At 40.9% G+C, this 26,488-nt stretch carries 22 protein-coding genes and 1 pseudogene; 15 read left to right on the top strand and 8 right to left on the bottom strand.

Annotated features, from left to right (window positions below; genetic code table 11):
* Positions 1-96: 96 nt before the first annotated feature.
* From AC0C66_RS20525 to AC0C66_RS20510, 4 genes and pseudogenes are all read left to right on the top strand, one after another.
* Positions 97-489, top strand: a pseudogene (locus tag AC0C66_RS20525) (DNA cytosine methyltransferase); the annotation flags it as partial.
* A gap of 354 nt (positions 490-843) precedes the next feature.
* The gene (locus AC0C66_RS20520; RefSeq protein ID WP_461845918.1) at positions 844-2,676 is read left to right on the top strand and encodes a hypothetical protein; all 1,833 of its coding nucleotides are present in this window, start codon (positions 844-846) and stop codon (positions 2,674-2,676) included.
* A complete protein-coding gene (locus AC0C66_RS20515) occupies positions 2,673-3,536 on the top strand; it encodes a hypothetical protein (RefSeq protein ID WP_461845917.1) in 864 nt (287 codons plus the stop codon). The genes AC0C66_RS20520 and AC0C66_RS20515 overlap by 4 nt, the downstream gene beginning before the upstream one ends.
* Positions 3,537-3,564: 28 nt before the next feature.
* Positions 3,565-4,344, top strand: a complete 780-nt coding sequence (locus tag AC0C66_RS20510) for a DUF6339 family protein (RefSeq protein ID WP_268470835.1) — start codon at positions 3,565-3,567, stop codon at positions 4,342-4,344.
* Positions 4,345-5,034: 690 nt separating this feature from the next.
* Here AC0C66_RS20510 and AC0C66_RS20505 read toward each other — a convergent pair.
* The 4 genes from AC0C66_RS20505 to AC0C66_RS20490 all read right to left on the bottom strand — a co-directional run bounded on the left by AC0C66_RS20505 (position 5,035) and on the right by AC0C66_RS20490 (position 8,018).
* Positions 5,035-5,292 (bottom strand): site-specific integrase, encoded by a 258-nt coding sequence (locus tag AC0C66_RS20505; protein ID WP_461845916.1) that lies wholly within the window; start codon positions 5,290-5,292, stop codon positions 5,035-5,037.
* 157 nt (positions 5,293-5,449) lie between these two features.
* Positions 5,450-5,842: a hypothetical protein gene (locus tag AC0C66_RS20500; protein WP_268470841.1), complete on the bottom strand. Its 393-nt coding sequence runs from the start codon at positions 5,840-5,842 to the stop codon at positions 5,450-5,452.
* A gap of 33 nt (positions 5,843-5,875) precedes the next feature.
* A complete protein-coding gene (locus AC0C66_RS20495; RefSeq protein ID WP_472973697.1) occupies positions 5,876-7,486 on the bottom strand; it encodes an AlwI family type II restriction endonuclease in 1,611 nt (536 codons plus the stop codon).
* Positions 7,479-8,018, bottom strand: coding sequence for a hypothetical protein (locus tag AC0C66_RS20490; RefSeq protein WP_064671839.1), 540 nt, complete (start codon positions 8,016-8,018; stop codon positions 7,479-7,481). Before AC0C66_RS20490 ends, AC0C66_RS20495 begins: the two co-directional genes overlap by 8 nt.
* Positions 8,019-8,467: 449 nt before the next feature.
* On the opposite strand from AC0C66_RS20490, the gene AC0C66_RS20485 reads away from it, so the two are divergent.
* Positions 8,468-9,661 (top strand): DNA cytosine methyltransferase, encoded by a 1,194-nt coding sequence (locus AC0C66_RS20485; protein ID WP_268470851.1) that lies wholly within the window; start codon positions 8,468-8,470, stop codon positions 9,659-9,661.
* A 20-nt stretch (positions 9,662-9,681) separates the two neighbouring features.
* Here AC0C66_RS20485 and AC0C66_RS20480 read toward each other — a convergent pair whose 3' ends face one another.
* Both AC0C66_RS20480 and AC0C66_RS20475 read right to left on the bottom strand, forming a co-directional pair.
* A complete protein-coding gene (locus tag AC0C66_RS20480) occupies positions 9,682-10,104 on the bottom strand; it encodes a very short patch repair endonuclease (RefSeq protein ID WP_326227800.1) in 423 nt (140 codons plus the stop codon).
* 221 nt (positions 10,105-10,325) lie between these two features.
* Entirely contained in the window at positions 10,326-12,833 is a 2,508-nt protein-coding gene (locus tag AC0C66_RS20475; protein ID WP_461845914.1) for an NB-ARC domain-containing protein, read from the bottom strand.
* Between the two features lie 203 nt (positions 12,834-13,036).
* Here AC0C66_RS20475 and gutB point away from each other — a divergent pair, with 203 nt between their 5' ends.
* The 7 genes from gutB to AC0C66_RS20440 all read left to right on the top strand — a co-directional run bounded on the left by gutB (position 13,037) and on the right by AC0C66_RS20440 (position 20,354).
* The gene (gutB, locus tag AC0C66_RS20470) at positions 13,037-14,098 is read left to right on the top strand and encodes a sorbitol dehydrogenase (protein WP_461845913.1); all 1,062 of its coding nucleotides are present in this window, start codon (positions 13,037-13,039) and stop codon (positions 14,096-14,098) included.
* A 73-nt stretch (positions 14,099-14,171) separates the two neighbouring features.
* Positions 14,172-15,548: an MFS transporter gene (locus AC0C66_RS20465; protein WP_014112887.1), complete on the top strand. Its 1,377-nt coding sequence runs from the start codon at positions 14,172-14,174 to the stop codon at positions 15,546-15,548.
* A 101-nt stretch (positions 15,549-15,649) separates the two neighbouring features.
* Positions 15,650-16,612 (top strand): carbohydrate kinase family protein, encoded by a 963-nt coding sequence (locus AC0C66_RS20460; protein ID WP_090558414.1) that lies wholly within the window; start codon positions 15,650-15,652, stop codon positions 16,610-16,612.
* Between the two features lie 199 nt (positions 16,613-16,811).
* On the top strand, positions 16,812-17,495 hold the full coding sequence (locus AC0C66_RS20455) for a PspA/IM30 family protein (protein WP_061186171.1): 684 nt from the start codon (positions 16,812-16,814) through the stop codon (positions 17,493-17,495).
* A gap of 64 nt (positions 17,496-17,559) precedes the next feature.
* On the top strand, positions 17,560-18,585 hold the full coding sequence (locus AC0C66_RS20450) for a TFIIB-type zinc ribbon-containing protein (RefSeq protein WP_088679877.1): 1,026 nt from the start codon (positions 17,560-17,562) through the stop codon (positions 18,583-18,585).
* Complete coding sequence (locus AC0C66_RS20445; protein ID WP_472973696.1) at positions 18,585-19,352, top strand: TPM domain-containing protein; 768 nt, start codon at positions 18,585-18,587, stop codon at positions 19,350-19,352. The genes AC0C66_RS20450 and AC0C66_RS20445 overlap by 1 nt, the downstream gene beginning before the upstream one ends.
* Positions 19,353-19,382: 30 nt before the next feature.
* The gene (locus tag AC0C66_RS20440; RefSeq protein WP_472973695.1) at positions 19,383-20,354 is read left to right on the top strand and encodes an SPFH domain-containing protein; all 972 of its coding nucleotides are present in this window, start codon (positions 19,383-19,385) and stop codon (positions 20,352-20,354) included.
* 47 nt (positions 20,355-20,401) lie between these two features.
* On the opposite strand, the gene AC0C66_RS20435 is transcribed toward AC0C66_RS20440, so the two are convergent.
* The gene (locus tag AC0C66_RS20435; protein ID WP_072565860.1) at positions 20,402-21,415 is read right to left on the bottom strand and encodes a potassium channel family protein; all 1,014 of its coding nucleotides are present in this window, start codon (positions 21,413-21,415) and stop codon (positions 20,402-20,404) included.
* A gap of 611 nt (positions 21,416-22,026) precedes the next feature.
* Here AC0C66_RS20435 and iolT point away from each other — a divergent pair.
* Entirely contained in the window at positions 22,027-23,448 is a 1,422-nt protein-coding gene (gene iolT, locus AC0C66_RS20430; RefSeq protein ID WP_061186120.1) for a myo-inositol transporter IolT, read from the top strand.
* Between the two features lie 48 nt (positions 23,449-23,496).
* Here the strand turns inward: iolT and bdhA are convergent, their stop codons facing one another.
* Positions 23,497-24,537 carry a (R,R)-butanediol dehydrogenase gene (gene bdhA / locus AC0C66_RS20425; protein ID WP_072565861.1) on the bottom strand — a complete coding sequence of 347 codons (1,041 nt, stop codon included), beginning with the start codon at positions 24,535-24,537 and terminating at the stop codon, positions 23,497-23,499.
* Positions 24,538-24,980: 443 nt separating this feature from the next.
* Between bdhA and walM the strand changes: the two genes are divergently transcribed.
* Positions 24,981-25,352 carry a cell wall metabolism protein WalM gene (walM, locus tag AC0C66_RS20420; RefSeq protein WP_014112896.1) on the top strand — a complete coding sequence of 124 codons (372 nt, stop codon included), beginning with the start codon at positions 24,981-24,983 and terminating at the stop codon, positions 25,350-25,352.
* A 65-nt stretch (positions 25,353-25,417) separates the two neighbouring features.
* On the top strand, positions 25,418-26,464 hold the full coding sequence (locus tag AC0C66_RS20415) for a hypothetical protein (protein WP_461845908.1): 1,047 nt from the start codon (positions 25,418-25,420) through the stop codon (positions 26,462-26,464).
* The last annotated feature ends 24 nt before the right edge of the window (positions 26,465-26,488 follow it).

The following is a 26,488-nucleotide window of genomic DNA, read 5'->3' as shown; positions in this document are numbered from 1 at the left end:
AGGGCAATACGGCGGTCTCTATACGTATGGAATAAAGGTGCTGAATCACTATCAGTCTCTTGCCTTTAAGGTGAGAACGTCGGAGGACTTGAGTCACCTGACGCTCCGAGCTATACTGTTACTGGAAGCGGAGGAGGCGGAACGCATATTTACCATTATGCCGAGCCACGCGCGTTGACGAATCGTGAACGGGCAAGACTACAAACCTTCCCTAACTGGTATGAATTCATCGGCGGAAAAGAAAGTGTCAGAAGGCAAATCGGCATGGCAGTTCCCCCAAAGGGAGCAAAAGTGATTGTGGAAGCCATATTAAAAACCCTGGCAGGAGTTCCATACGAAACAGAAGAAGCCAAATGGGATGAAGAATATATTCAAGAGATGCTTAAAACTGGCGAAAACAAAAAGATGAAGCGTTCTGGTAAAGTGAAAAAGAAAGAAAAAGCGCCAGAAGGACAGACAGTGATTGAGCTGGAAGAAACACAGTCGTAAAGGAGCAAAACCATGTTCTGTAAAGAATGCGGCATCGGTATTTTAGATGTGATACGCACGGAGGAGCCACCTGAACACTTATCAAAAGCAGAAAAACTGATTTATGACGGAAAATAAAAAGCGGGAAAAGTTTGAAGGGCTTGCTTAAAAGAGGGTTACCGAAACAATAAAGAAAATACGATTAATTGGTAACCTAGCGAATCGCAACAATTATGATTTTACCGATGAACATGTAAAGCAAATATTATCTAAGTTAGATGAAGAGTTACGTTTATTAAAGGTTAAATTTAATGATAGAGAAAAAGAAAAAGCTACGGCATTTAAGTTTCGTAAATAATTAAAGAGGTGTATGAAATGGTAGAAAATAAAATTGGATGGAAATCTGCTGAAAATACTGATAACTCACGCAGTGGATTGAATCATGCAGGTATGGAAAATTTTAAAGACAACCCTTTATATCATGTTCCGCGAGAATTGACGCAAGATGCGCTTGATGCTAAAGATCCTGAAAAAGAAGGACCGGTTCTATTAGAATTTAAAAAGTTTACAGTGAAAAAAGACGAAAATTTGTTTGAATTAGATGAATTCACTGGAATTATTGAAGCAATTCGAGACTCGTGGGGAAATGACCAGAAAACTTATAAACACTTCGATAAAATGTATAATACGATGAAAGATGAAGAGGAAATAGTTGTTTTAGCCGTTCGGGATTTTAATACAATTGGCTTAAGTGATGTTACTAGTGACGACGAAGGTAAATGGAATTCCTTAGTAAAAAGTAGCGGATATTCTGATAAAGTAGCCGGTTCTAATGGATCACGCGGGTTGGGCAAACACGCTCCCTTCTTAGCGTCTAAATATAGCATGGTTTTGTATGGAACACTTAACAAACAAGACGAAACGGGTTTTCAAGGAGTGGCAAAACTTGCCACTTATAAAAAGAATGGAATAAAATATCGCGAAAATATTTACTATGGGATAATAAATGGTTATAAACCAATTACTGATTTATCTTTTTTACCGGATGATTTTAAACGGGAAGAAGTCGGTACAGATAAGTTTATTTTTGGATTCAAATTTGATGCAAACTGGAAAGATCATTTTGTTAAAGTTATTGCTGAAAACTTTCTTTTAGCATTTTATGAAGAAAAACTAAAAGTCAATGTAGATGGCAAAGAGATTTCTAAAGATACTCTACCTGACATTATTGAAGAGATTTGTCAGGCTGAACCTTCTGGACACCATATTATTAAAGAGTTTTACACCGCATTAACTGAGGGACAGCCGTTTAGACTTGATATAAATATTAAAGATGTAGTTGAGCAACAGCCAGTGTTGCTTTATTTAGCTAAAGGCGACGAGTTTAGTAACACTATTTCAATGAATCGATCTTCGGGTATGAAGATTTTCAACAAAGATAACTTTAGAAAACCACCTGTGCGCTTTGCGGGTTTCTTAACTATCAAAGGGCCTGACTTAAATAAAATATTATCTGAGACTGAAACAGCTACACATAAAGGTTGGCATGTGAATGTAAATGAAAACTCAGAGGATGAAGAAGTAAAAAAAAATAAGGAAGTCAAAAGGATTATTGAAAAAATTCACAAATGGATTTCCGGAAATGTTCATGGACTAGCTCCTAAAATTAAAAAGGAGTCAATTGACTTAATAGGCTTAGAACAAATCTTACCTAAAAAAAGTGACAAATCAAAACCCTTAACTGAGATTAGCGAAGAAGCTTTAAAAGAGAAAATTAAGTCTATTAAAATCGTACCTCTTTCATTTTCTCAACGTGAACTAATAAAAACTAAGAAAAAGAAACGCAAGAATAACCCAAATCCAACCCCAAAACCACCAAACCCAAATCCAAAACCGCCTAGAGAGAAAAAAGGTGATGTTTCAAAGGTACGCTCAATTTATGATGAGATTAATGAATTTTATAAAGTAGTAATTACACCAAAAGTCTCTGGAAATGCAAAGTTACAAATTCAAGCAATGGGTGAAAATGGGAGATTTGTAGATATTTCATTAAAAGATGTAAAGCTGAAAAAAGGTAATCAACTAACGACAGTTTCATTGATAGATAATGTAATTGGTCCATTAGAGCTTGTAAAAGATGAACGTTGTGAATTACAAGTAACCTTGAATGAATTAACACCTTATTCCTTGGAGGTTCATACAGTATGAAAATAAAAAAGACAGCTTATCCTCATCCTGTATTAGCAGAATTTAATGACGATTATACAAACAGCTCTTTTAAAGCCACGCTTCTTGAAGTAACTCCACAAAATGAAGGAATTGTTGAGTTTAAAGTGAAATTTGAACTCAATAATACTCGCTTACAGGAGCTAATTAATAATCATGAAGCGATATTTGTTGCACATATAGAATGTGCAGCTAGTATGTATCGTGACGCATTCACAACCACAAATAGAGAAATAATTTTCTACATTCCTCAAAAGAAACTAACTAAACAAGTAGATGTTAGTTTTATGATAGTTGCTAATACAACTATCATCGATTATGAAAATGAGTTGTTACATGAAGATTATAACGGGGTAGCACTAACTTTCAAAAAAGGTACGTACTTGGCAGTAGATCCAGGTGTATCTTTACCAATTGAAAAAGATCCAATTGTACCTGCAAAATCAATTTTTAACTTACGTGCTTCAGAAGAAGAGAATCCAGAACCATATGAATTATCTTTTGGTAACGGAATCATTGATATCTATTTACCACCTAATGTGTATGACCAAATATCAGATATTCAGCGCTATGAGCAAGTTAATCCATTATTAATAACGATGTATTATTTACCGGCGTTAATAGATGCTTTAACTTATATATGCGAAGTTGAACAAGGGAATAGTGAAGATCCAGTGCAAGAAAGTGAATGGTATAACTCGATCTTATATCAACTAGATCAACTTCAAATTGACCCAAAAAAGATCAATGAAACTGGAGCAGCTGTAATTGCTCATAAAATTTTGAAAGATGTTGTAAATGAGGCTCTTAATTCGTTAAGTGATTTACTTGTTAGCGAATAAAATATCTTGAATCGAATGGATGATAGGAATGAAAAAATTATACTTAGAACATACCAAACTATTAGAGTTAAAAGGCAATATTCTAACAAATTTGGATCTGTATAAATCGGATGAATCTTGGTTAGGACAGGAATTAAGTGTCCCATTTTCTAATCCTGCTCAATTAAAAGTTACAGATTTAAAAAAACGTAGTGCGGATGACTTAGATAATGCTATTCGAATATACACATATTATAAAGATTTACCATATACTTTAGCTTCAGATCAAAACTATTGGACTTTGTTAACGCATACAGAATATTGGCAGTTTATGCGAGAACGTTGGCCTATTGAAGAAGCTCAAGGAGATCCAGTAGAATTCATAAAAACACGATATTTCTTTGGACAAAAAGGGATGTATCGTAATGGTTTATCACGACTGTGGTGGTATGTAGAGTTAACTTATGATGAGGCATTGGCTGACCCTTATAAATATACAAAACTATTGTTGGAAGATCAGGATTTAGCAGGACAAACAATAGAAAACAGGTATTTATCTCGTAACAAAGTGGCAATGAGAGCTCTATTTGAAATGCTAGATTACGTTGGTAAACAACAAGAAGCTGGGACAATTCAAATGTTAACTGGAAAACAGCGGCGTAATCTTGTTCGAGATACCGCTCAATACTTTAATTTATCAGGAGCTGTTGAAATTTGGGATATATTATCACCAAAAGAGGCAAAAGAGAAATTGACTTTGTGGGTAAATGCTTACCTTAAAGATATTGGTGTCTATATTCCGCATATAACTCAAAAAGCTTTTTATTAAAGAGCGTAAAAAATATACTCCTAAAAAATGTTAACTTATTCAATAAAGGTAACTAAAATAAAAGGCAAAATAAAATACACCATAGATGTGAAAATGGAGTAACAAACGGGTAACATAAGCTCGAAATAAGTAATAATTTAATGTTAAAGATGGTACAAAACGATTTATAAAAATCTTTGGTATAACGCGAGTTAATCAACATTTATTAGCTCGCGTTAAACATGTTACAATACAAAGGATTTATGGGCGGCATGGTGTAATAAAGGGATATCAACCTTTATATATGAACACCTTAACCGTATTAGAGGGATTATTGTTCTCGGCTTTGTCCTCGTTTCTTACAATTAGGCAAAGCATGACAACAAAAGAGCCAATTACAAGAGAAGGTCTTTCATCAGTTCACTGAACTGCTGGGAGGCCTTTTCTTCCTAATTGGCAGTCATATGAGCGTAAATATTCATTGTAGTATTTATATCTGAATGGCCTAACGCTGCTGGGTCTCTTTAATGCCAACTCCTGCTTCAATTAATAAAGAGGTATGGGAGTTTCTGAAAGAATGAGGAGTAATATTCTTCTCGATCCCGGCCTTTTGAGCAACCGTTTAAGCCTGGTTCAATAACTTTTCTAAATTACGTATGACCATCTTTCCGCGCAAAAATAAAACCTGAATCCTGATAAACCAACCTGTTCTCAACTTAGTTTCATTCTGATAAATTTTTTACTTTCTAAGAAGTCGACAAATATTTCATCAATTCGGATGGTACGGACAGGTCCTTTTGTTTTAGGTGTTAGCAGCTGGTTTTTCTCAATATGATTGTTTGTATTGTAAAGGGTCTTTGTGATACGGATCGAACCTAGTTCATCGTTGAAATCTGTCCACTTTAAAGCAAGGAGTTCACCAATTCTTAGGCCAGTATAAGCAAGTACTGTGAAGACCAGATTATCCATTTCTAACCCATTAGTTTGTGTGAGCTTTAGAAAGTGAGCTAGGTCCTTTAACAAATAAATAGGTCACTTGTTCCCTGGTAAGTGCCCTCCTGTAGTCCTTATTGATTCTTAAGGGCAACCTCAGTCGACCGGCAGTTGGAATTAACCACGTTTTATATTAAATTAACTCTATCTCAATTTCGGTTTGACTAATCCACGTAATTTTAACTTGGTCGCCTACTTGCGCATTTACATGGCGGAACCATTGTCCAATTAGCTGAAGATTTCCGTTTCCTTGAAATTGTTTAGCATAAATATCGCCTGCTGTGCTGCATCCAGAGGCTTTGAGAGATGCATTCTGCAGAAACCCATCCGCCGAATTGCATGTGTAAATAATATTGGCACCTGAACAATTGCTGTTATAGATGTCTAATGACATTGCTTCGTGTCTTGGAATATGTAAATAGCCTTCTCCATATACAGTCCCTCTTGTATTTGTATGCCTGTGAGAGCCCCATTCTAAATGAGCTCGCTTTAATGTTGTAGTGAAAGTATCTCCAGGTTTTGGCACGAAAAAACCTCCCTTTTTGATCATAAATTAAGTCTAATTTTTGTTTGTTAAAAATACTTGAAGGTCGCTGAATCCCTTATTTTTAATTCTAGCCAAAAACAGCTCTACTCGCTCTTTTTTTGATAGTTCATTCTCAATACAATAATCCAGAAAGCCGATTAAGACTTCGCGTGTCATCATAAAGCCCTCGATTTCTATTTCAACCAGCTTGCTGCTTAAAGTGGTGATCGATTTGAGTTTCTTTTGTCCAGAAAACTTGCTTGATGTAACGTATCCGTAAAAAAACAGTTGTCTATTTTCGAATTGAAGGTAATTTGGAATATACTCTGATGCCATATAGTTGGCTAGGTTTTGCGTTAGCACAAAGCCGCTTGGATAATGCTTTGTGTCAATAATGCCGCATTTGTCTTCGTGTATAAGTAGAATTTCAATTTCCGTTTTCTTTCCGTCAACTTTTGGCTGGTATACTGCTTCAAAGCCAATTGCCTCAAAAATTTTCAGCGTTTCCTTTTCAAACTCTGCTGGCGTCAGCTCACCCAAGTATTTTTCTACAAACGCTTCTGGTACGCTACCCATTTCGCGTACTTGATAACGAAGTACATCTACAACTTTCTGGGCATCACGCGGCCCAAATGATGGCAGAAAATAGGGAAGGAGCTCTTCTCTAGTCAACTCCGTTGAGTTGGGAATATCGTTTAAAATGGCCTCGATTTTCCCCTGAATCTTTCCCTGATTGCTAACAGGCTTTACTACGCCAAAATTACTCGCTTTGTAGCTGTCTACATCAAGACCGCTGTTCTGAGCCATACGTTCTACTGAAATTAGGTATCGTGCATTAAAAGGGTAACGGCTGTCGTAATAGCTAAGCACGTTCTGTGCTTCCCCCACTAAAGTGGGATCGGTCTTTAATACTGCCTCGCCGCGCTGATAATCAACAAGCGCTGTATATTCGCACAGAAGCATAAATGTATGCGCCACATCTGAATGAGCTTGATAATAATCCCGTGCTGCGTTGTCATTTCGGGCACGGTGGTCATATTCTACTGCAACCTCCTGTTTCATCAAACGCTGCTCATCCTGGCCAGCATTGCGGTACGCAATAATCCGTGCAGCCACCTCATCCAGCTGTTTGTCTTGCTTTGCAGTCAAAACAAAGTAGGTAATTTCCTCCTTTGTAAGATGATATTGTAAATCTGGGCGTTGTACCAGTTTAATTAAAAATCTGGCAGGACGGATACGGAATCCTGCTTCAAATTTCGGACGGAATCCTGGTTCCATGAAATAGGCATTGGGGATCTGGAGTGTCAAAATTTGTTTTTTCACATTTTCGTACTCTTTAGTGCCATTGATAAGTGCTTTTCCCGATTTTGTTGGTTTAACTAGACCTTCGCCGTCTATGTAGCAGTAGGCAAATGTTTTTAACATGGCGCACCAGGTACGACCTCCCGAGCCATCATTGCTTATATTATTTCGCTTTAACCCTCTTGAGGCTAGCACTTTTTCATAATGTTTATGTGCTTCCCTGTTTCCCAGCCATTTTATAGTAAAATTTTCTGTAGCTTCTGCCAGCGCTTTTACTGCATCTGCATGGAAATGTGGATCCCGTTCCGGCCTTGTAATAAACCATACTTTTCGTTCAGTCAACCTTCGTCATCCTCCTTGCTCTTTCTGTTCTCAGTGCATCCTGAATATCTTTTCTCTCTTTCAATGTTTCAAGAACCTCTCGCTTAGATAACTTCTCAGAGGAAAGCGGATGTTTTTCATAAAAGAGAACGATCTCCACAATAAGAGGGAAATAGGTATGAATCGCGCTTTCCAAATTTTCTGCATCTTCAACGAATGATATTGCATCAATGCTTTGTTTATATTTTGCAGTTAGATCTTCTAGATTGGGCAGGGTGTTCTTATCCAACCCTCTTTCTTGATGGATTTCTAGAAACGCCTTCCAATAGCGGAGAAACATTACTGCGCTAAAGACAACACCCGTATTCTTATCACGATATATAGAATTCAGTCCTTTTCCGGATTTTTCCGAGAGGAGGCTGTTTATTTCACTATCTTTCATAGTCTTCTTTAATGGAGTGAATATCTCTTGAAAAAGGAGTTGTGAACTTAAATACATTTCAATTAGACCTTTTAAACTGCTTAGAGAAGTATCTTTTGATTCCTTAGACACTAGTTATCACCTGCTTATTACTTAACTTATTTACTACTTTACAGAACAATCCAACGGCAAAATAATTCGTAACCGAATTATTTTGCCGCCAAATAAATTTATTGAATAATCCGTCACTTTTCGCCATCTGCCTCGAGGGATGTTGAATATTATAACAAATAAATCAATCGATGCCGGCAGTAATTTTTGTACAAAACATTAAAAACGAGGACAGTGTACACATTGGAAACATTATCAATAAAGATATATTTAAATTTCAGACAGCCTGAAATTAACTACTTCCTATTACAAATAAGGAATAACCACTTGTTTCAAATGATATTATTTAAAAATCAGCCATGGGGCTTCTTTTTTTTGAGGAAAACGTGTAAACTAATTAGCGTACAAGTATGCAAGAACATATTTTCGTATAAACGTTGAATATAGGTGAAATGAAGAGGGGTTTTAACATGATTTTTAAAAAAGGAGAACTGTTCAATGGTCCCGGTGGACTCAGTCTTGGTGCTAAATTGGCAGGTTTTGTGCATCCTGACACGGGTAAAGAATGGCGGATAGAGCATGTGTGGGCAAATGACTATGATCCTAATGCGTGTAGCACGTTCCGCTACAACATTTGTGGGAATATAGAAGATCAGTCTGTTCACTGTTGTCCGGTTGAACAGCTTCCGATCGGTGATAAAACAGTGCTTGAAGAAATCGACTGCTTTGCGTTCGGATTCCCGTGTAATGATTACAGCAATGTCGGTGAAAAGCAGGGATTGAACGGTACATACGGTCCTCTTTATTCGTATGGGGTCAAAGTGCTGGAAAAGTATCAGCCGAAATTTTTTGTGGCAGAGAATGTGGGGGGACTTCAAAGCGCCAATGAAGGAAAAGCCTTTATTAAGATACTAACAGAGCTTGAAGAGTGTGGATACAAGTTGACGCCTCATCTATATAAATTTGAAGAGTATGGTGTCCCACAGGCAAGACATCGCATTATTATTGTTGGCATCAGAAATGACTGGGCAGCAAAAGGTGTTAAATTTAGAGTGCCGGCACCGACTACACTGGCATCAACAGACTATGTGACGTCTAAACAGGCAATTACAGAGCCTCCGATCCCTAAAGATGCACCGAACCATGAAATGCCGAAGCATACAAAAAAAGTGCAGGAAATGCTGAGTTACATTCCGCCCGGTGAAAATGCGTGGTATGCAGGAATTCCCGAGGAGCTTCAGCTGAATGTAAAAGGAGCGCGTTTAAGCTCAATTTACAAACGGCTTGATCCTGAACGCCCAGCTTACACTGTAACTGGCAGTGGTGGTGGAGGGACTCATATGTATCACTGGGAGGAACTCCGCGCTCTGACAAATCGAGAACGCGCTCGTCTGCAGACATTTCCGGACGACTTTGTATTCCAAGGAAGCAAAGAAGCAGTCAGAAAGCAGATTGGCATGGCTGTTCCCGTTAAAGGTGCCCAGGTCGTATTTGAAGCTATCTTAAAGTCGTTCGCAGGGATTGAATATGAATGGGTAGAGCCGGCAAGAAAGCTTCAGCTTGAAAATCTCCGTGGCCAGAGAAAAGTAACAATCGATGAAGTCGAAAATGTGATAGAACAGCAACAAAAAGAAACAGAAACCCAAATAGTACTGAAGATATAAGTATATAAGGCGGCGCCCTATTAAGGTGCCGTCTTTTTCGCTTGTTTGATAAACCTTTCAATCTCATCAACTGCTTTATTGAAATCTGCCTTAAATTCATGTTCCCAGACCCGCTTAAAATTCCAGCCATGCTCTTCGTAATAACTCCTTACTTCTTCATCGCGGTTCCTGTTCCTTTCAAGCTTTTTGTCCCAATATTCCTGGTTACTTTTCGGCCGGTTGCCGTGCACTTCGCATCCGTGCCAGAAACACGAATCAATAAAGATAACTATTTTATACCTTTTTATAGAAATGTCCGGTTTTCCGAACAGGGAATTATCATTTTTGCGGAAGCGAAGGCCTCTATGCCATAGTTCTTTAGAAACTCTGTTTTCTAGTTTTGACTGTGACCGTATAGACTGCATATTTTTCCGGCGTTGCTCCGGTGTCATATTGTCAGCCATAGTACACACCTCCCTGTATGAATATATTCCTTAAAATTCAAGGAGTGTAGAGGTCTAAAGATTTTGCCTTACAAGCGACACTTTAACTATATGTAAAGCAGGACCTATGATAATTACTTTTCAAAGTGAAAATCGCAAAATAATCGATTTATATTGGTTTTTTTGTTTAAAAAGAAATTAGCGAGATCGTTCGTTGCAAGATAGACCTTACACCATGATAATTAAAATGTGTTTTCGTTATACCCTTCAATTACCATATCCAATCGTTCCACCTCACCCCGAATCCCAATCGCGGGCTCCCACGAATCAATCAAACGAATAGCCTTTTGATTAGATTCCATCGCTTGCGTTTTCTCTCCTATACGGTACAACAGCTGCGCCATCCCATAATCATAATAGATTAACTCAACCTGATTCGCGTTATGTTTATCATAAAGCATCTGCTCAAAGGCTTCTTCCGCTTTCCCAAACCGACCACACTTCACGTAAGAGACACCCAGATTGAAATAGGCTTCTATCGTTTTTTCGCCGCCGTACGTGGAGCTAATTTCATTTGCCGTTTCGTATAATTGAATGGCTTCTTCATCATGACCTCTCGCAAAGCTTAAGTCACCGCGAACCAGTAGAACCCTGTGTTGAATCGTAGGAGAAATCGGTTGATCTTCGATTTCGTTTAAAATTGCTTCTGCTTTTTCCTGTTGTCCGGCTTTTAAAAACAGCCTTGATTGCAGTGCGAGTCCCCAAACCTTTAGATCGTGAACGTCGTGCTCTGCCGCGTCTGATTGTTCTAGTATCTTTAGGCCGGCTTCAATTTGCTGAAGTGCTCCGTCTAAATCATTGACTTCCATCAGTGCCCAGCCTGCTGTGTCGATTCGGAAGTACGCTTCTCGTGTGTGTTTGCCTAATAGATGGGCGGCGTCGGCTGCTTTGCTTCCGTATTCGATTCGCAGGGGCAGGTTGATTCTGCTTAGAAAATGGCTGATGCGGGTGATGAGTTCGATTAGGATTTCTTTTTGTCCGGTTTCGCTCGACCATTTGATGACCTTTAAGATGTTTGGCCATTCTTGTTTCATTTGATCTAAATTTCGTCCCAACAAATAGCTCCAATAGATGGAGTTTGGCTGTTCCCGCTTTAAATGGGTTTCGGCATACTCAATATAATAGTGCGCCCAGCGGCTGCGGGCTTCTTTTTCATATTCGTGCTGTTCGGATAAGTGCTGTTCTCCGTAAGCGACAACGGTTTGATGCGCTAAGTACTGTGTTCTTCCTTCGCTTCGTTCCGGCTGAATCAGAGCAAAAGATCGCATTTGTTCAATTGCGTAATGAAAACGGCGAGCGTCTAATCCGGCCGCTGCCGCCAGACTTTTTTCATCAGGCGGCTTGCTGAAAAAGCAAAGCGTCTGCCATAGCTTTCGTGTATCTTCGTTGCATCTGTCCCATGTGCGGCCAAAGAGGAACTCAAACAATTCCAGCAGAGAGTAGCCCGCTTTTCCAAGTTCATGAATCAGCTGCTGAGCGGGTATGTCATCATCTGACATATAGGCGATGCTGAGTGCCATGGCTTTCGGGTTTCCGGCAGTCGCTGAAATGAATTCGTACTTCAGTTCAGACGATAGATGGAACAGCTGCTCCAGCTTTTCCCGCTTATATGGGAGGTTGCATGTTTGTAAGCAGCGGTGCACTTCTTGCTGAAAAAATTCAAGGGCATCTGTTTGGTCAAGGCCGCTCAGCTGAATGGCCGCCATTTCTCCAAAGCTTTCTCGATAGGTTTGCTTTACGTTTTCCCGTGCAGTGAGGAGAATTTTTACGCCTTGCGGAAGGCTGGTGATAAATTCGTGAATGTCACGTTCTGCGGTATCAATGCTGTCAACGATCAGCAGGACCGGTTTTTCTCTTGTGTAATTGGCTAACGCATTGCGGACGACGAACCGTTTTTCATTGATTGATTTATCGATTTGTTCAGCGCGTCCGAGCTGATAGGCGATCGTATTTAAAAAATCGCTAAAGCTCAATCCTTTCCAATCGGCGCTGACCCAGATAATGCTGTTGAATGCCGGCCAATCTGAAGTATCGTCGACACAGGAATAGGCAGCTTCAAGAGCGATTGTGGTTTTTCCCATGCCGGCCCAGCCGGTGATTAAACAGACTGGTGACGGAGAAAGCATCCATTGCCGTATCGCTTCCATATCAAAGCTGCGTCCGATAAAGCTCCCAGACCAGCGTGACGGTAGGTTATGCGTGATAGGCTGTTCTGTAAGCGTATTCGTTTCATGGCCGGGTCTGTCATGAAACAGCCGTTTTACTACATTTTCAATTTCATCTTCACTTGGAGCCCCGAATGATCCGTCTTTTCGCCGTGTTTTCGCTTTTTTTAAACAAGACGCTGCCCATACAGGCAACGGGGGTTTGATCACTGGAATGGTGGTGGTTTCCAGCAGATCGGTCAACCACTCGATATCCAAGTCGGTCTTTTCGAGAATGATCCAGATCATTCCGAACAGTTTTCCGTCGTCGATTCTCCCGGGAATATAGTTTGCCCCCATCTGTCCGATCCAGCTTTTGATCGTGTTAGAGGAAACCCCCAGCTGGAGTGCGATTTTATCTATATAAGACTGTCCTGTTTTTTCATTCTTTTTCCTTCTGACTTTATATTCAGGATGAAGTTTTAGCGTTTTGACGCCAGGTGCCAGCAGTTGTGCAAATTGTTTTCGGTTTTCAAGTTCAGCCATAAGCCTGCACCTCCTATTAGTACTATTTTATCAATCCAGCGTTTTTTGTATATGAGAAAATAGTTAAGTACAGTGCGGCTGTCCTTTTATACAGTAGGAAAGGCTGTTGAACGTGTTGCAAAGCAGATAAAATGGGGGCAGTAACAGAGAAAACAAAAATGTATGCACTTACATTTTATTTTCTAAAGAAAGGAATTTGCCAAATGACTCACACAGTACCTCAGAACATGAAAGCGGCTGTTATGCACAACACAAGAGAGATCAAAATTGAAACATTGCCTGTGCCTGACATCAATCATGATGAAGTGTTGATTAAGGTGATGGCTGTCGGAATTTGCGGATCGGATCTGCATTACTATACAAATGGCAGAATAGGCAACTATGTTGTGGAAAAACCATTTATCCTTGGCCATGAATGTGCGGGAGAAATTGCTGCTGTCGGATTAGCTGTCGATCAATTCAAGGTGGGAGACCGTGTTGCTGTAGAGCCGGGCGTCACGTGCGGACGCTGTGAGGCGTGCAAGGAAGGGCGCTATAATCTTTGTCCGGATGTGCAGTTTTTGGCTACACCGCCAGTAGATGGCGCGTTTGTCCAATATATCAAAATGCGACAGGACTTTGTTTTTTTGATCCCCGATTCACTTTCCTATGAAGATGCTGCTTTGATCGAGCCGTTTTCTGTCGGCATTCATGCAGCGGCGAGAACGAAGCTACAGCCCGGATCAACAATTGCGATTATGGGGATGGGCCCTGTTGGGTTAATGGCTGTTGCGGCAGCTAAAGCATTTGGGGCAGGCACAATTATCGTGACCGACTTAGAGCCGCTGCGGTTAGAAGCCGCGAAAAAAATGGGAGCGACTCATGTCATCAATATCCGTGAACAGGACGCGCTTGAAGAAATTAAAACGATCACGAATGATAGAGGCGTTGATGTTGCTTGGGAAACAGCGGGGAATCCAGCGGCATTGCAATCTGCACTTGCTTCTGTGCGCCGGGGCGGGAAACTGGCGATTGTCGGTTTGCCTTCACAGAACGAGATTCCGCTCAATGTGCCGTTTATTGCGGATAATGAGATTGATATCTACGGGATCTTCCGTTATGCCAATACGTACCCAAAGGGAATCGAATTTCTCGCTTCAGGCATTGTAGACACGAAGCATCTTGTAACGGACCAATATTCGCTGGAGCAGACGCAAGAGGCGATGGAGCGGGCGCTTCAATTTAAGAATGAATGTTTAAAAGTGATGGTGTATCCAAATCGCTGAGTGAACAGGGAGGATCTTTGTATTCTCCCTCTTGTTTACTGGAAATGAAAACGGATTCTTGGGGTGGGAAATAATGATTGAAACAGAAAAAGCAACGACATTGAAGGCGAAGCATCACGGTCTGTCCTGGTTTGAGCGAATCGGATATGGATTCGGCGATATGTCATATAATATTGTCTTTCAGTTTGTAAACGCATACCTATTATTCTATTATACAGACGTCGGCGGCATTCAGCCTGCGGTGATCGCAACGTTGTTTCTTGTTGTGCGGGTGCTGGATGCTATTTTTGACCCGATCATGGGATTGATTTTAGACAAAACGAACACAAGATGGGGAAAGGCAAGGCCATATCTGTTGTGGGTGGCATTTCCTTTTGCGCTTTTTACGGTTTTATGTTTCACGACGCCTCATTTCGGTGAGACGGGGAATATGGTATATGCGTATATCACCTATATTCTGCTGGGGATGTCCTTTAGCATGCAAACGATTCCGGTGAACAGCTTAACGGGGCGGATGACGAATTCTGTGGAAGAACGAACGGTTCTGACAACAACACGGATGATTTTGGTGTATATCGGCATCCTTTTATCTATTTCCTGTGCGACACCGCTTGCAACTGCTATCGGAGGAGAGGATCAGGCGTTTGGATTTCAGATGACAGCGCTCATCTATGCGGCGGTCAGCATCGTTTTGAATCTATTTAGTTTCTTTACTGTACGGGAGCGGATTCATCCTAAAAAGAGAAAAAAACAAGGGATCAAAAAGACGTTATCCGTTTTAATCCGAAACAAACCTTTGCTTATGTTAGTTTCATCATTTTTGGCTTTTGCGATCGGGTTTAATATTAAGCTCAGTACGATGGTGTACTATTTTACGTATAACGTAAATCATAAGGAATTTGTGTTTTTGGGAACTGTTTTATTTTTTGGAGCAGCACTGATCAGCAATTTGTTTATTCCTTACTTTTCTGAGAAGTGGGGCAGAAAACAAGTTATGATGATCACGGCAGCTCTATCGCTTATTTCTTATGCCGGCCTGCATTTTACGCCGTATTCTTCTATTACACTCATTTTCATTTGGCTTTTCGCTTCGGGATTTTTCACAACGCCTTTAAATACGCTTGCTTGGGGAATGGTTGCGGATTGTGTCGATTATGCGGAATGGAAAACCGGAGTTCGCGCGGATGGTGTGGTGATTTCCAGCATGAGCTTTATTAATAAGCTGGGTGTTGCGTTAGCCGGGTCATTTTCGGCCATTTATTTAGGAATCGCCGGATATGTGGCGAATGCAGATCAGACAGTTACGTCATTGAATGCGATTAAAAATATGAATGCTTTGATTCCGGGATTTTTCATTTTGCTATCTATTATTCTCATCGCCTTCTATCCTTTAACGGAAAAAAGATATAAGCACATCATTTCTGAGCTGGAGCAAAGGTCTGTAAGATAAATATATGTAAAATTTTTAATATTCAATGTAAATGGTTGTATTTATGGCAGAAAGTAATATACTGAGACTGTAATCTAGACTTTATAAATGAGTGTGATAATATGCGTAGTCATTCTGTAGTTTGTATTGGAGAATTGTTAATTGATTTCTTTTGTACTGATGTTGACGTTGATTTAATGGAAGGGCGCCATTTCTTAAAAAGTGCCGGCGGTGCACCGGCGAATGTGTCAGCAGCCATTGCCAAGCTGGGCGGACAAGCTGCTTTCAGCGGAAAAGTGGGCAAGGATCCGTTTGGGTATTTTCTAAAGCAAACATTGGACGCTGTACACGTCGATACCTCTATGCTGGTCATGGATGAGAAAGCGCCTACAACGCTTGCTTTTGTTTCATTAAAACAAAATGGAGAGCGTGACTTTGTTTTTAATAGAGGCGCGGACGCTTTGTTTACGCTGGAGGACATTGACCAGGAAAAACTAAACGAAGCGAAAATTCTTCATTTCGGCTCTGCAACGGCACTGTTATCAGATCCGTTTTGCTCAGCCTATTTACGGCTTATGTCGATTGCGAAAGACAATGGACAGTTTATTTCGTTCGACCCTAACTATCGTGAAGATTTATGGAAGGGAAGGGTTTCAGAGTTTGTTAGTATCGCAAAAAAAGCGATTGCTGTAAGCGATTTTGTGAAAGTCAGTGACGAGGAGCTTGAGATTATCAGCGGTGTGAGGGATCATGAAAAGGGCGTTGCGATCCTTCATGAGATCGGAGCGAAAATGGTTGCTGTGACACTTGGGAAAAGCGGAACTCTTCTTTCGAATGGAAAAGATCATGAAATCATTCCAAGCATTCCGGTTACATCAATTGACTCAACAGGGGCGGGAGATGCTTTTGTCGGTGCGGCTTTATATCAATTGGCAAGCTCGAATCACATTCAATCTGTAGATGCTGATTTTGCGAAGCTGCGTGAGATTGTGTCATTTGCCAATAAGGTGGGAGCCCTTGTGTGCACTAAAATTGGAGCGATTGATGCACTGCCCAGCATGGAAGAGATTGAAGTTTCTCTATAAAGATGAGGATGTTTCTTGAAAGTCTTTGGACTTTTGGGAGGTATCCTTTTTTATATTTATTTTTTTATTTTGCAGGTAAAAAGTTATGTATTTTTCTGTTTAAATGTCATTTTTTATTAAAAAAATGAAACTTTTAACGATAATAAATAGTATATGTAATAAAGGGTTTAACGAAATAGCTTCTAGGAGGAACGATATGATGAGTATAATTGGAAGATTCAAAGATATTATGTCCGCGAATATCAATGCCTTATTGGACAAGGCTGAAAATCCAGAGAAAATGGTAGATCAGTATTTAAGAAACATGAATAGCGATTTGGCTAAGGTAAAGGCAGAAACAGCAGCCGTTATGGCTGAGGAGCAGAGAGCAAAAAGAGAATGTCACGAGTGCCAGGCAGACATGGAAAAGATGGAAAGCTATGCAATGAAGGCACTGCAAGCGGGGAATGAGGGCGATGCGAGAAAATTCCTTGAAAGAAAAACATCTTTGGAATCAAAGCTTTCTGAGCTGCAGACGGCGAATCAAATTGCTGCAACCAATGCCGCACAGATGAGAAAAATGCATGACAAACTGGTTTCTGACATTGGAGAGCTGGAAGCACGCAAAAATATGATCAAGGCGAAGTGGGCAGTAGCGAAAACGCAAGATAGAATGAACAAGCTTGGCGCTTCTGTTTCGAGTACAAGCCAATCAATGTCTGCATTCGGCAGAATGGAGGACAAAGTAAATAAGGCGCTTGATCAGGCCAATGCAATGGCTGAACTGAACAGTGCTCCGCAGGATGATATTGCTGATCTGACTGCAAAATATGACACTGCCGGCTCAAGTCAGGTTGATGATGAACTTGCGGCGTTAAAAGCGAAAATGATGCTGGATAAATAATACATAGGAGGCTGCAGCTTTCGGCTGCGGCACCATTTATCATAAGATTTGAGAGGGAACGGTAATGATAATATCTTATAAGTGTCCGAACTGCGGCAGTGATATGGCATTTGACAGTGAATCCGGCTTATTATCCTGCGGCAGCTGCGGAAGACAGGACAATATTGAAAGCCTCCCGAAAGAAAACATTGCGGCGCGGTTTTCTGAAGATGAGGCAAAAGAATATCAATGTGAAAATTGCGGTGCCGTTTTGATCACGGAAGCTGAAACGACAGCGACGACTTGCAGCTTCTGCGGAGGTGCTGCAATACTTGCCGATCGTTTATCAGGACATTTGGCACCGGCTAAGGTCATTCCATTTACAATCAGTAAACAAGAAGCGGAGCAGGCATTTCGAAAGTGGTGCAAAAAAGGCCTTCTGACACCAAGAGGATTCATGTCGGCCGATCGTATTAAAAGCATCACCGGCATGTATATTCCGTTTTGGATGTTTGATTTAAATAGTGAAGTACAGGTAAGGGCGAACTGTACCAGAGTCCATCAGTATGAAGAAGGGGATTATATTTGCACAGAAACAGAACATTTTGAAGCGTTTCGTGATATCAATCTCGATTATTTGAAAATCCCTGTCGATGCCTCTGAAAAAATGAATGATGAATTAATGGACAAATTGGAACCTTATTCATACGATCAGCTGAAGGACTTTCAAACGGCATATTTGGCCGGTTATATTGCGGAAAAATACAATTATACCGATGAGGAGCTTTTTCCTAGGGCAAAAGAGAAAATCAGCAGTTATATAGATTCATACATACATTCTACTTTTTCCGGTTATACGTCGGTCAATGTGAGGGACAAACATATTCACACGAAAAATGTGAACAGCTTTTATGTTTTGCTTCCTGTTTGGATGGTCAGTTACGATTATGAAAGAGCAGAGCATATCTTTGCGATGAACGGCCAAACAGGAAAGGTTGTTGGAAAGCCGCCGATCAGTTCAGGAAAAGTGGCGGCATGGTTTAGCGGAATAGCAGGCGGGACATTTCTTGCATTGAAGCTCGTCTCATTGATGATGGGAGGCGGATTTTGATGCGCGTACTTTTAGGGAAAGCGATTCTTGTTGTGCTGGCTGTCTTCATGGTGATGCCGGTACTGGGGATCGAAGCGGCGAGAGCTTCTGAATCACAGCAGCATGTATATGATCAAGCCCATCTATTATCAAAAGCGGAAATCGGAAAACTTGAATCTCTCTCGGCAGAGCTGGGTGCAAAGAGGGACACTGACTTCATCATTATTACGACCAAAAGCACAAACGGTGAAGATATTGCCGATTATACCGGCGATTTTTATGATCGTTACGGGAAAGGCAGCACAGCCATTTTAACGATTGATATGGCAAACAAAGAAGTATTCATCGCGGGCTTCAAAAAAGCTGAACAGTATTTGGACAACAGCAGGCTAAACAGCATCAGAAATACGATTTCATCTGATTTATCAAATGAAGATTATTTCAAAGCTTTTAAGACCTATATTCAGCTTTCTTATAAAGATATGGGCATAAAACCGGGAGTCAATCCCGACAGCGTGTTCTTTACATGGTGGTTTCAGCTGGTAGCTGCCATCGCAGTCGGGGGAATCGCGGTTTCAATCATGCTTTATCATGCGGGCGGCAAAGTAACGGTTAATGGGAATACATATATGGATCATCGTACGTCTGATGTGATTGATCAATACGACACTTATATCAGAACGACTGTAACTAGAGAAAGAAAACCATCAAATGATAAAGACAGCGGCGGCGATGGCGGTGTTACGAAAGGCGGCACGTCATACAGCGGAAGCCGCGGCAGTTTCTAGTGGAAAAAAGTAGAGAAAGGAAGAGTTATGATGTCGTTTTTCAGAAACCAATTAGCAAATGTAGTAGAGTGGGAAGAATTTAGAGATGATATGATTTTTTATAAATGGAACAATCGTGAAATCAAAAAAGGAAGTCGTTTAATCATTCGTCCCGGACAGGATGCTGTCTTCTTGAACAATGGGCGAGTTGAAGGGATTTTTCAAGATGATGGCGATTATGATATTGAATCAGAAATTATTCCATTCCTTTCAACGTTGAAGGGCTTTAAGTTTGGGTTTAACAGCGGCATGCGCGCCGAGGTGCTGTTTGTCAATACGAAGGAATTTACCGTAAGATGGGGAACAAAGCAGGCGATCAATATTCCGGCAGCGGGAATGCCTGGCGGGATGCCAATTCGCGCAAACGGCACATTTCATTTCAAGGTGCAGGACTATATCAGCCTGATTGATAAAATCGCTGGCGTGAAGGATCAATACTTTGTAGAGGATATTAAAATCCGGATCACTTCTATTCTGGATCAGCTTCTTATGAAGTGGATCACAAGAGAAGGGAAAGATATGTTTAATCTCCAAGCCAACGCATTTGACATTGCGAAGGGGATTCAAGACGACTTAGATATGCAATTAATCAGCGACGGCATGACGATTACCGGTTTTCAAATCATGAGCTTTAACTACCCTCAAGAAGTTCAAGAGATGATTACGAAGAACGCTTCCTACGGTATGGTTGGGGATGTAAACAAATACCAGCAAATATCAATGACGGATGGAATGGCATCCGGAAAGATGAGCGGAGGCGGAGCGGCTTCTGATATGGCTGGAATGATGATGGGAATGAATATGGCCAATCAGATGATGAATCAAATGAATCAAAATCAGCAGGTACAGCCATCAGGTTCACAGTCATCTGGCAGCGGAAGCAAACCGAATTTCTGTCCGAACTGCGGAACAAAAACCGGTGAAGCCAATTTTTGCCCGAATTGCGGCCAGAAGCTTGTATAAACATCATGCAGTGAAAAGTCCGGAGTGATCAGACACTCGGGACTTTTTTACGCGTTGTCTATTGTCTGTTCCTGAACAGGCCATTTTCTGGCACCCGCTTGGACAATTCCCAGCAGCAATTGACGACGTTCCTTTAAAGAATTGACGGCAGTTTGAAATGTTTGCTTCGATAAAGCCGGTATGCCTGATTGTTGAAGTTTTGAGATGTCTGGTTCCGGCGGCGCTTGTTCAGCTGGATGGATATAGGCAGTATGAACGGTATCCAAGTAGTTTTTGATACTTGAGCGCGTTTCTTTGATGTGAAGCTGATTCGGCTGATATTGTTCAGGAATGCCGTATTTCAAAATGGTTAATGCCTCATCCAATACAGTGACAGCTATAATGGATGATTCTTGGCGCTGCGTGCTATGGTAAAAATGAAGGATAGGGAAGGCGTTATGCTGAGCGGTCAGCTTTCCCAGCTCTGATGAGATAGCGATAAGAAGAAAATCAATCTCGTGAAAATCTTTGCCGTTCCATGCATTCTGGACAATTTCTGTTCCATCACGCCCCAGACTCAATACACTTTGGGCAAATGAGCGCTTTTGATTAACAGCACTCAAGACGGAAATCAAATATGTGACAGAGAATGTGATGGTAAGCAGGCCTTGAGCCGTTTCAATAACCGTGACAAGCTTCCATAGGTCTCCGTTCGGTGCGAGGTCGCCATTTCCTAATGTAAACATGACATAACCGGAAAAATAAATTCGATCTGACCAGGATGCCGGTTCTTTCGATTGAGTTTCCACGAGTGAATGGGGGTCACTTGAGAAAATCAAAAACCACCCGCCCCAAAATAAAACGATCCATATTACTAACGTCAGGCATAACAGCAGAGGACCTGCCATGCTTAGAACCTTTGCATGGTCTCCGCTGATTTTACGGCAGCCTTTCCACAGCCATGCAGACAGACATCTTGTGATCGGGCCTGCACCGCTCTCTAACCATAATGTGGTCCATAAAAAATCAATCATCCCCGCTGTCAACAATAAAAGGCCTGCAATGATATAAACCTCATTCAATTTTGTTGCCTCCCCCTAGCCAGCCATCTTTTATTTTCTTTTCTATTTCCTTTTATCTTGAGCCTGAAACAATTGATCGAATGTTTGATAAGAGAGTCATTGCAGAGAAGATAAATAGGAGAAGTTACTCAACACTTAACCATTTTGTTTATAGTAGCAGATGAACAGAAACTCACAGAGATTTTGACTTGTTTTACACAATTTCATGAAGAAAAAAGTTCATTTTCCCCTTGAATTGGTGATTTTCCTTTTATTGAGTAAAAAATTTTCAGAAATTTATATTGACTGAAAGCGTTTTTATAATTATGATGATATCAGATGTAACAAAAATGTCACTATGATATTACTATAATAGAACTATCAAGTGACTATAAAGTAACAAATAGCAAAGTATATGTGCAAGAAGTACTCACTGTTCTTTTAGTGAAAAATGAAATCGCTTTCAAGGTAGCTGACATGCTAAGAGGAAGGGAAGGTTATGAGGCCATTGGAGAAAAACATGATGAACTTTTTTCTGAAGCCTGCTTACGAAATGTGAGGAAGGCAGAAGCCCTAGAATAAGTTTTTGAAATACGTATTGATCGAATTTGAAAAAGACTGGGGGAAACAGTATGAATAAACAAGGCAATCAAATGTCATTTTTACGTACAATTATTTTAGTCTCGACTTTCGGCGGGCTCTTATTCGGTTATGATACCGGAGTGCTCAATGGAGCTTTGCCGTATATGGGAGAGCCGGACCAGCTTAACCTCAATGCCCTCACAGAGGGGCTCGTCACCAGTTCACTCCTTTTTGGAGCTGCGCTCGGTGCTGTGTTTGGCGGAAGGATGTCTGATTTTAACGGACGCCGCAAAAATATTTTGTTTCTCGCTGTTATATTTTTTATTTCAACGATCGGATGTACGTTTGCTCCAAATGTAACGATCATGATTATCTCCCGTTTTGTGCTCGGCATTGCGGTCGGGGGTGCATCAGTTACGGTTCCTGCTTATTTAGCGGAGATGTCTCCTGTGGAAAGCAGGGGGCGGATGGTGACGCAGAATGAATTGATGATTGTATCAGGACAGCTTTTGGCCTTTGTTTTTAATGCAATCCTTGGAACAACAATGGGAGACAACTCCCATGTGTGGAGATATATGCTGGTCATTGCGTCACTTCCAGCCCTATTCCTGTTTTTCGGCATGATCAGAATGCCTGAGAGTCCTCGCTGGCTCGTTTCTAAAGGTAGAAAAGAAGATGCTTTGCGTGTATTGAAAAAAATCAGGGATGAAAAGCGGGCGGCATCTGAGCTGCAAGAAATTGAATTTGCTTTCAAAAAAGAAGATCAGCTTGAAAAAGCGACGTTTAAAGATCTTTCGGTCCCATGGGTGCGCCGCATTGTGTTCATTGGGTTAGGGATTGCGATTGTACAGCAAATTACAGGTGTAAACTCGATTATGTATTATGGAACTGAAATTTTAAGAGATTCTGGTTTTCAAACGGAAGCCGCTTTAATTGGAAATATCGCCAATGGCGTGATTTCGGTATTGGCAACGTTCGTTGGAATCTGGCTGCTTGGTAAAGTAGGCCGCCGTCCGATGCTGATGACAGGCTTGATCGGTACGACAACGGCATTATTGCTGATCGGGATATTTTCACTTGTACTTGAAGGATCACCGGCTCTTCCATATGTGGTTCTTTCACTAACTGTTACATTCCTTGCTTTTCAGCAGGGTGCAATTTCACCAGTGACGTGGCTGATGCTTTCTGAGATTTTCCCGCTTCGCCTTCGCGGTCTGGGAATGGGTGTCACGGTATTCTGTCTGTGGATGGTGAATTTTGCAGTCAGTTTCACTTTCCCGATATTGCTGGCCGCCATCGGGCTGTCCACAACGTTCTTTATCTTCGTTGTATTAGGAATTTGCTCTGTACTGTTTGTGAAGAAGTTTTTACCGGAAACGAAAGGACTTTCGCTTGAACAGCTGGAGGAAAACTTCCGCACTTATGATCGCGGCGAGGCGAAAAAAGATTCCAGCGCTGAAGTGATTGGATAAGATAAAAAAAGAATCCGCACACAGACGCGGATTCTTTTTGGTTTCAAATTAGTTAGGTCTGACAAGGATTTTGACTTGGTTTTTCTCTTTGATAAGAGCCCCGAAGCCTTCCTCAATCAAATCGTCTAATACGATTTTTTTCGTTACGAGTTTGTCCGCTGAGAAATAGCCTTCTTTCATTAATGACAATACAGCAGGGAATACGTCACGGTACCCGATGATTCCTTTCACTGTACGTTCTTTGATTACGATGTCGTTAGGGTGAATTTCAGCGCCTTTTTCCCAAATGCTGACGATGACTGTTTCACCGGCAATTGCAGTAGATTGGATCGCTTGCCGTAATACCACTGGAACGCCTGTGACTTCGAATGCTACGTCAACACCGCCTCCTGTACGTTCTGCAATCTCAGCGACTACATCGTCTGTTTTGGACGGATCAACGATGATCGCTCCAAGCTCCTCAGCTTTTTGCTGGCGTTCAGGTGAAAGCTCGACAGCATAAATATCAGTCGCACCGGCAGCTTTCAGCGCTTCAATCACCAGAAGTCCGATCGGGCCGCAGCCGAATACAGCCGCTTTGTCGCCGGCTTTGAGTTTGCTTGAGCGGACAGCATATAGAGCGACCGCAGAAGGTTCAACGAGCGCGCCTTGTTCATATGATAATTCATCAGGAAGTTTGAACAACAGTTCTTCATCTACAGAGACGTATTCAGAGAAACCGCCGCCTCCGCCGGCTAAGCCGAGGAATCCCATTTGTTCATCAAGGTTGTAGGCGCCCTGGTGGCCGTGTGTGGCAAAAATCGGTTCGACTACGACGCGGTCTCCAATTTTATAATTTTCAACGCCTTCTCCGACTTCAACAACTTCACCGGAGAATTCATGGCCCATTGTGACAGGTGCTGTTTCATTCGTTAATGGATGCGGTTTGTCAACCGGAATAAAGATCGGGCCGCCCAGATACTCGTGTAAATCACTGCCGCAGATGCCGCACCATTTGACTTTGATCTTTACTTTTCCCGGCTCCGTTTTTGGCTCTTCAATATTTTCAATACGGATATCCTTTTGGTTATGCCATCTTGCTGCCTTCATGGATTACCACTCCTATATCTTTTGATATGAGTAACATTCCGCACTGATCAATATGAACTGTTCACAAAATCGCCATTTTTAAAACCAAAAAAGAAAAGAAATTTTTATATAATATAATTTATGTTTTTTTGAAAAAAGAAACTTTGAAGAAAAAAGAGTCTCGCACACTCTTTTTTCTTTAATATGAGAGAGTATGAGTCGTATACATAACTATGAATTTGGTTTGAACAATACGGTAATGGTTCGTTCATATTGAATGCGTTAACTACTCTATCAACAATTATAACGCTAACACTGCAATTATAATAGGATAATCTTCCATGGTTTATTTTAGCAGAGAAAATTTTTCTGACTTTGTAACATTACTGTAAGGATATTGAAATAAAAAATCCCTGTTTCATCGTGTATAATTTTTCCTAGAAGTTAACAAACAGGGGGACGAAATGTTGAAGAAAGTCATTTTAGCCGCTTTTATCTTAGTAGGAAGTACTTTGGGAGCTTTCAGTTTTTCATCAGATGCCAGTGCGAAACATGTGAACGGAAATATTACTTGGTATAATGGAGTCGGGAAAAAAGGCTCTTCAGGTAAAAAACTTGGACATTGGGATTGTGCGACCAAGATCGGATTTGATGTTCCTAAAAACGGGACAAAAATCAGAGCTTATGCAAAAGCGAAGCCTAAAAAGGTAATTACGGTTTACAAAAATGATGTTGGCAGAATGCCTAATGCAGTACTGGATGTAAGCCCTAAAGCGTTTAAAGCGCTTGGATACCCATTAAGCAAAGGAAAAGTAGCGGGACATTACAGCTATTAATCTACATATATAATCTGTAAAGCAAGAAGTCACATTCTTGCTTTTTCTATTGGTGGAGATAAAAGATGAAAAAAAGAATCATATTATTGTTAACTGTCGTGATAGCAGCCGCTGTAGTGGGTTTTGCGTTTTATGCTGCAAAGGATAAAGGCCATGAGAGCACTGCTGGTGTTTCAGTACATGCGGAAAGCGGTGATAAACTGCTTGTTTCGATTACGAATACCGATCTGCAGACGAAGTATTATGAAAATGATAAGGTGATCCATGAGGAGAAGCTGACCAGCTATCCGGCATTTGCTTTGGATCAAAAGCAGCAAGTGCTCTATTATACGGGCAATAATGACCAAAATGAAATGAGGCTTTTTAAGCTGGATCTAAAGTCTAATAAAAAGACGATGCTTTATAAAGGCGCTGAGAGTGCGGACAGTTTGTTTTTGTCAAAAGACGGTTCAACCATCTATTTCCGCTTAGGAAAAGCGGACGAAAGCAATTTCCGAATTGCAGCTTTTGATCTGAAAACGAAGAAGTACAAAAACCTTTATCCTGCCGCTAATGATCAAGATGACACCGTCAGCAGCTTCTTTTATAACCAAAAAACAGATTCATTTGCATTGCTGCATTATTCTGTAGAAGAAGATTACAAGAAAACAGATGAAGCGAACGAAAAGGGAATCGATCCTGAACCGACAACGATTCATTTTGCGGCAGGCCATCAAAACAAATTTGATGAGCTGAAGAGCCTTGACCAGTTTATCAGCGATATTGCTGTTTCTGATGATGATAAACGGATTTTGTTTACATCATATACGCAGAAAGGCACGGAGCAAACCGCATCTATTAAGTTACTGAATGCGGATACGAAAAAATATGAAACCATCATTTCAAATCAAAAATCATTCAAGCTGTTAATTGACGCACAGCCGCAGTTCTCTAAGGATGGTAAGAACATTTATTTTCTTGCCGAAGCCGAGGGGGCTAAAAAACTGAAGGATGAAACAGGGCGTGAAGCCAAGGTGCGGACGATTTATTCCTATAACTTTGAAAATAAGACGTTCAAAAAAGTATGGGAAAATCCAAACGGCATCATCAACAGCTTTTCTGTCATCAACTAATAAAAACCACTCGGCATGGGCTGA

Source organism: Bacillus sp. VA13, from assembly GCF_055710085.1.
Note: the sequence above shows the minus strand (reverse complement) of the source record. Positions and strands in the feature narration are given on the sequence as shown.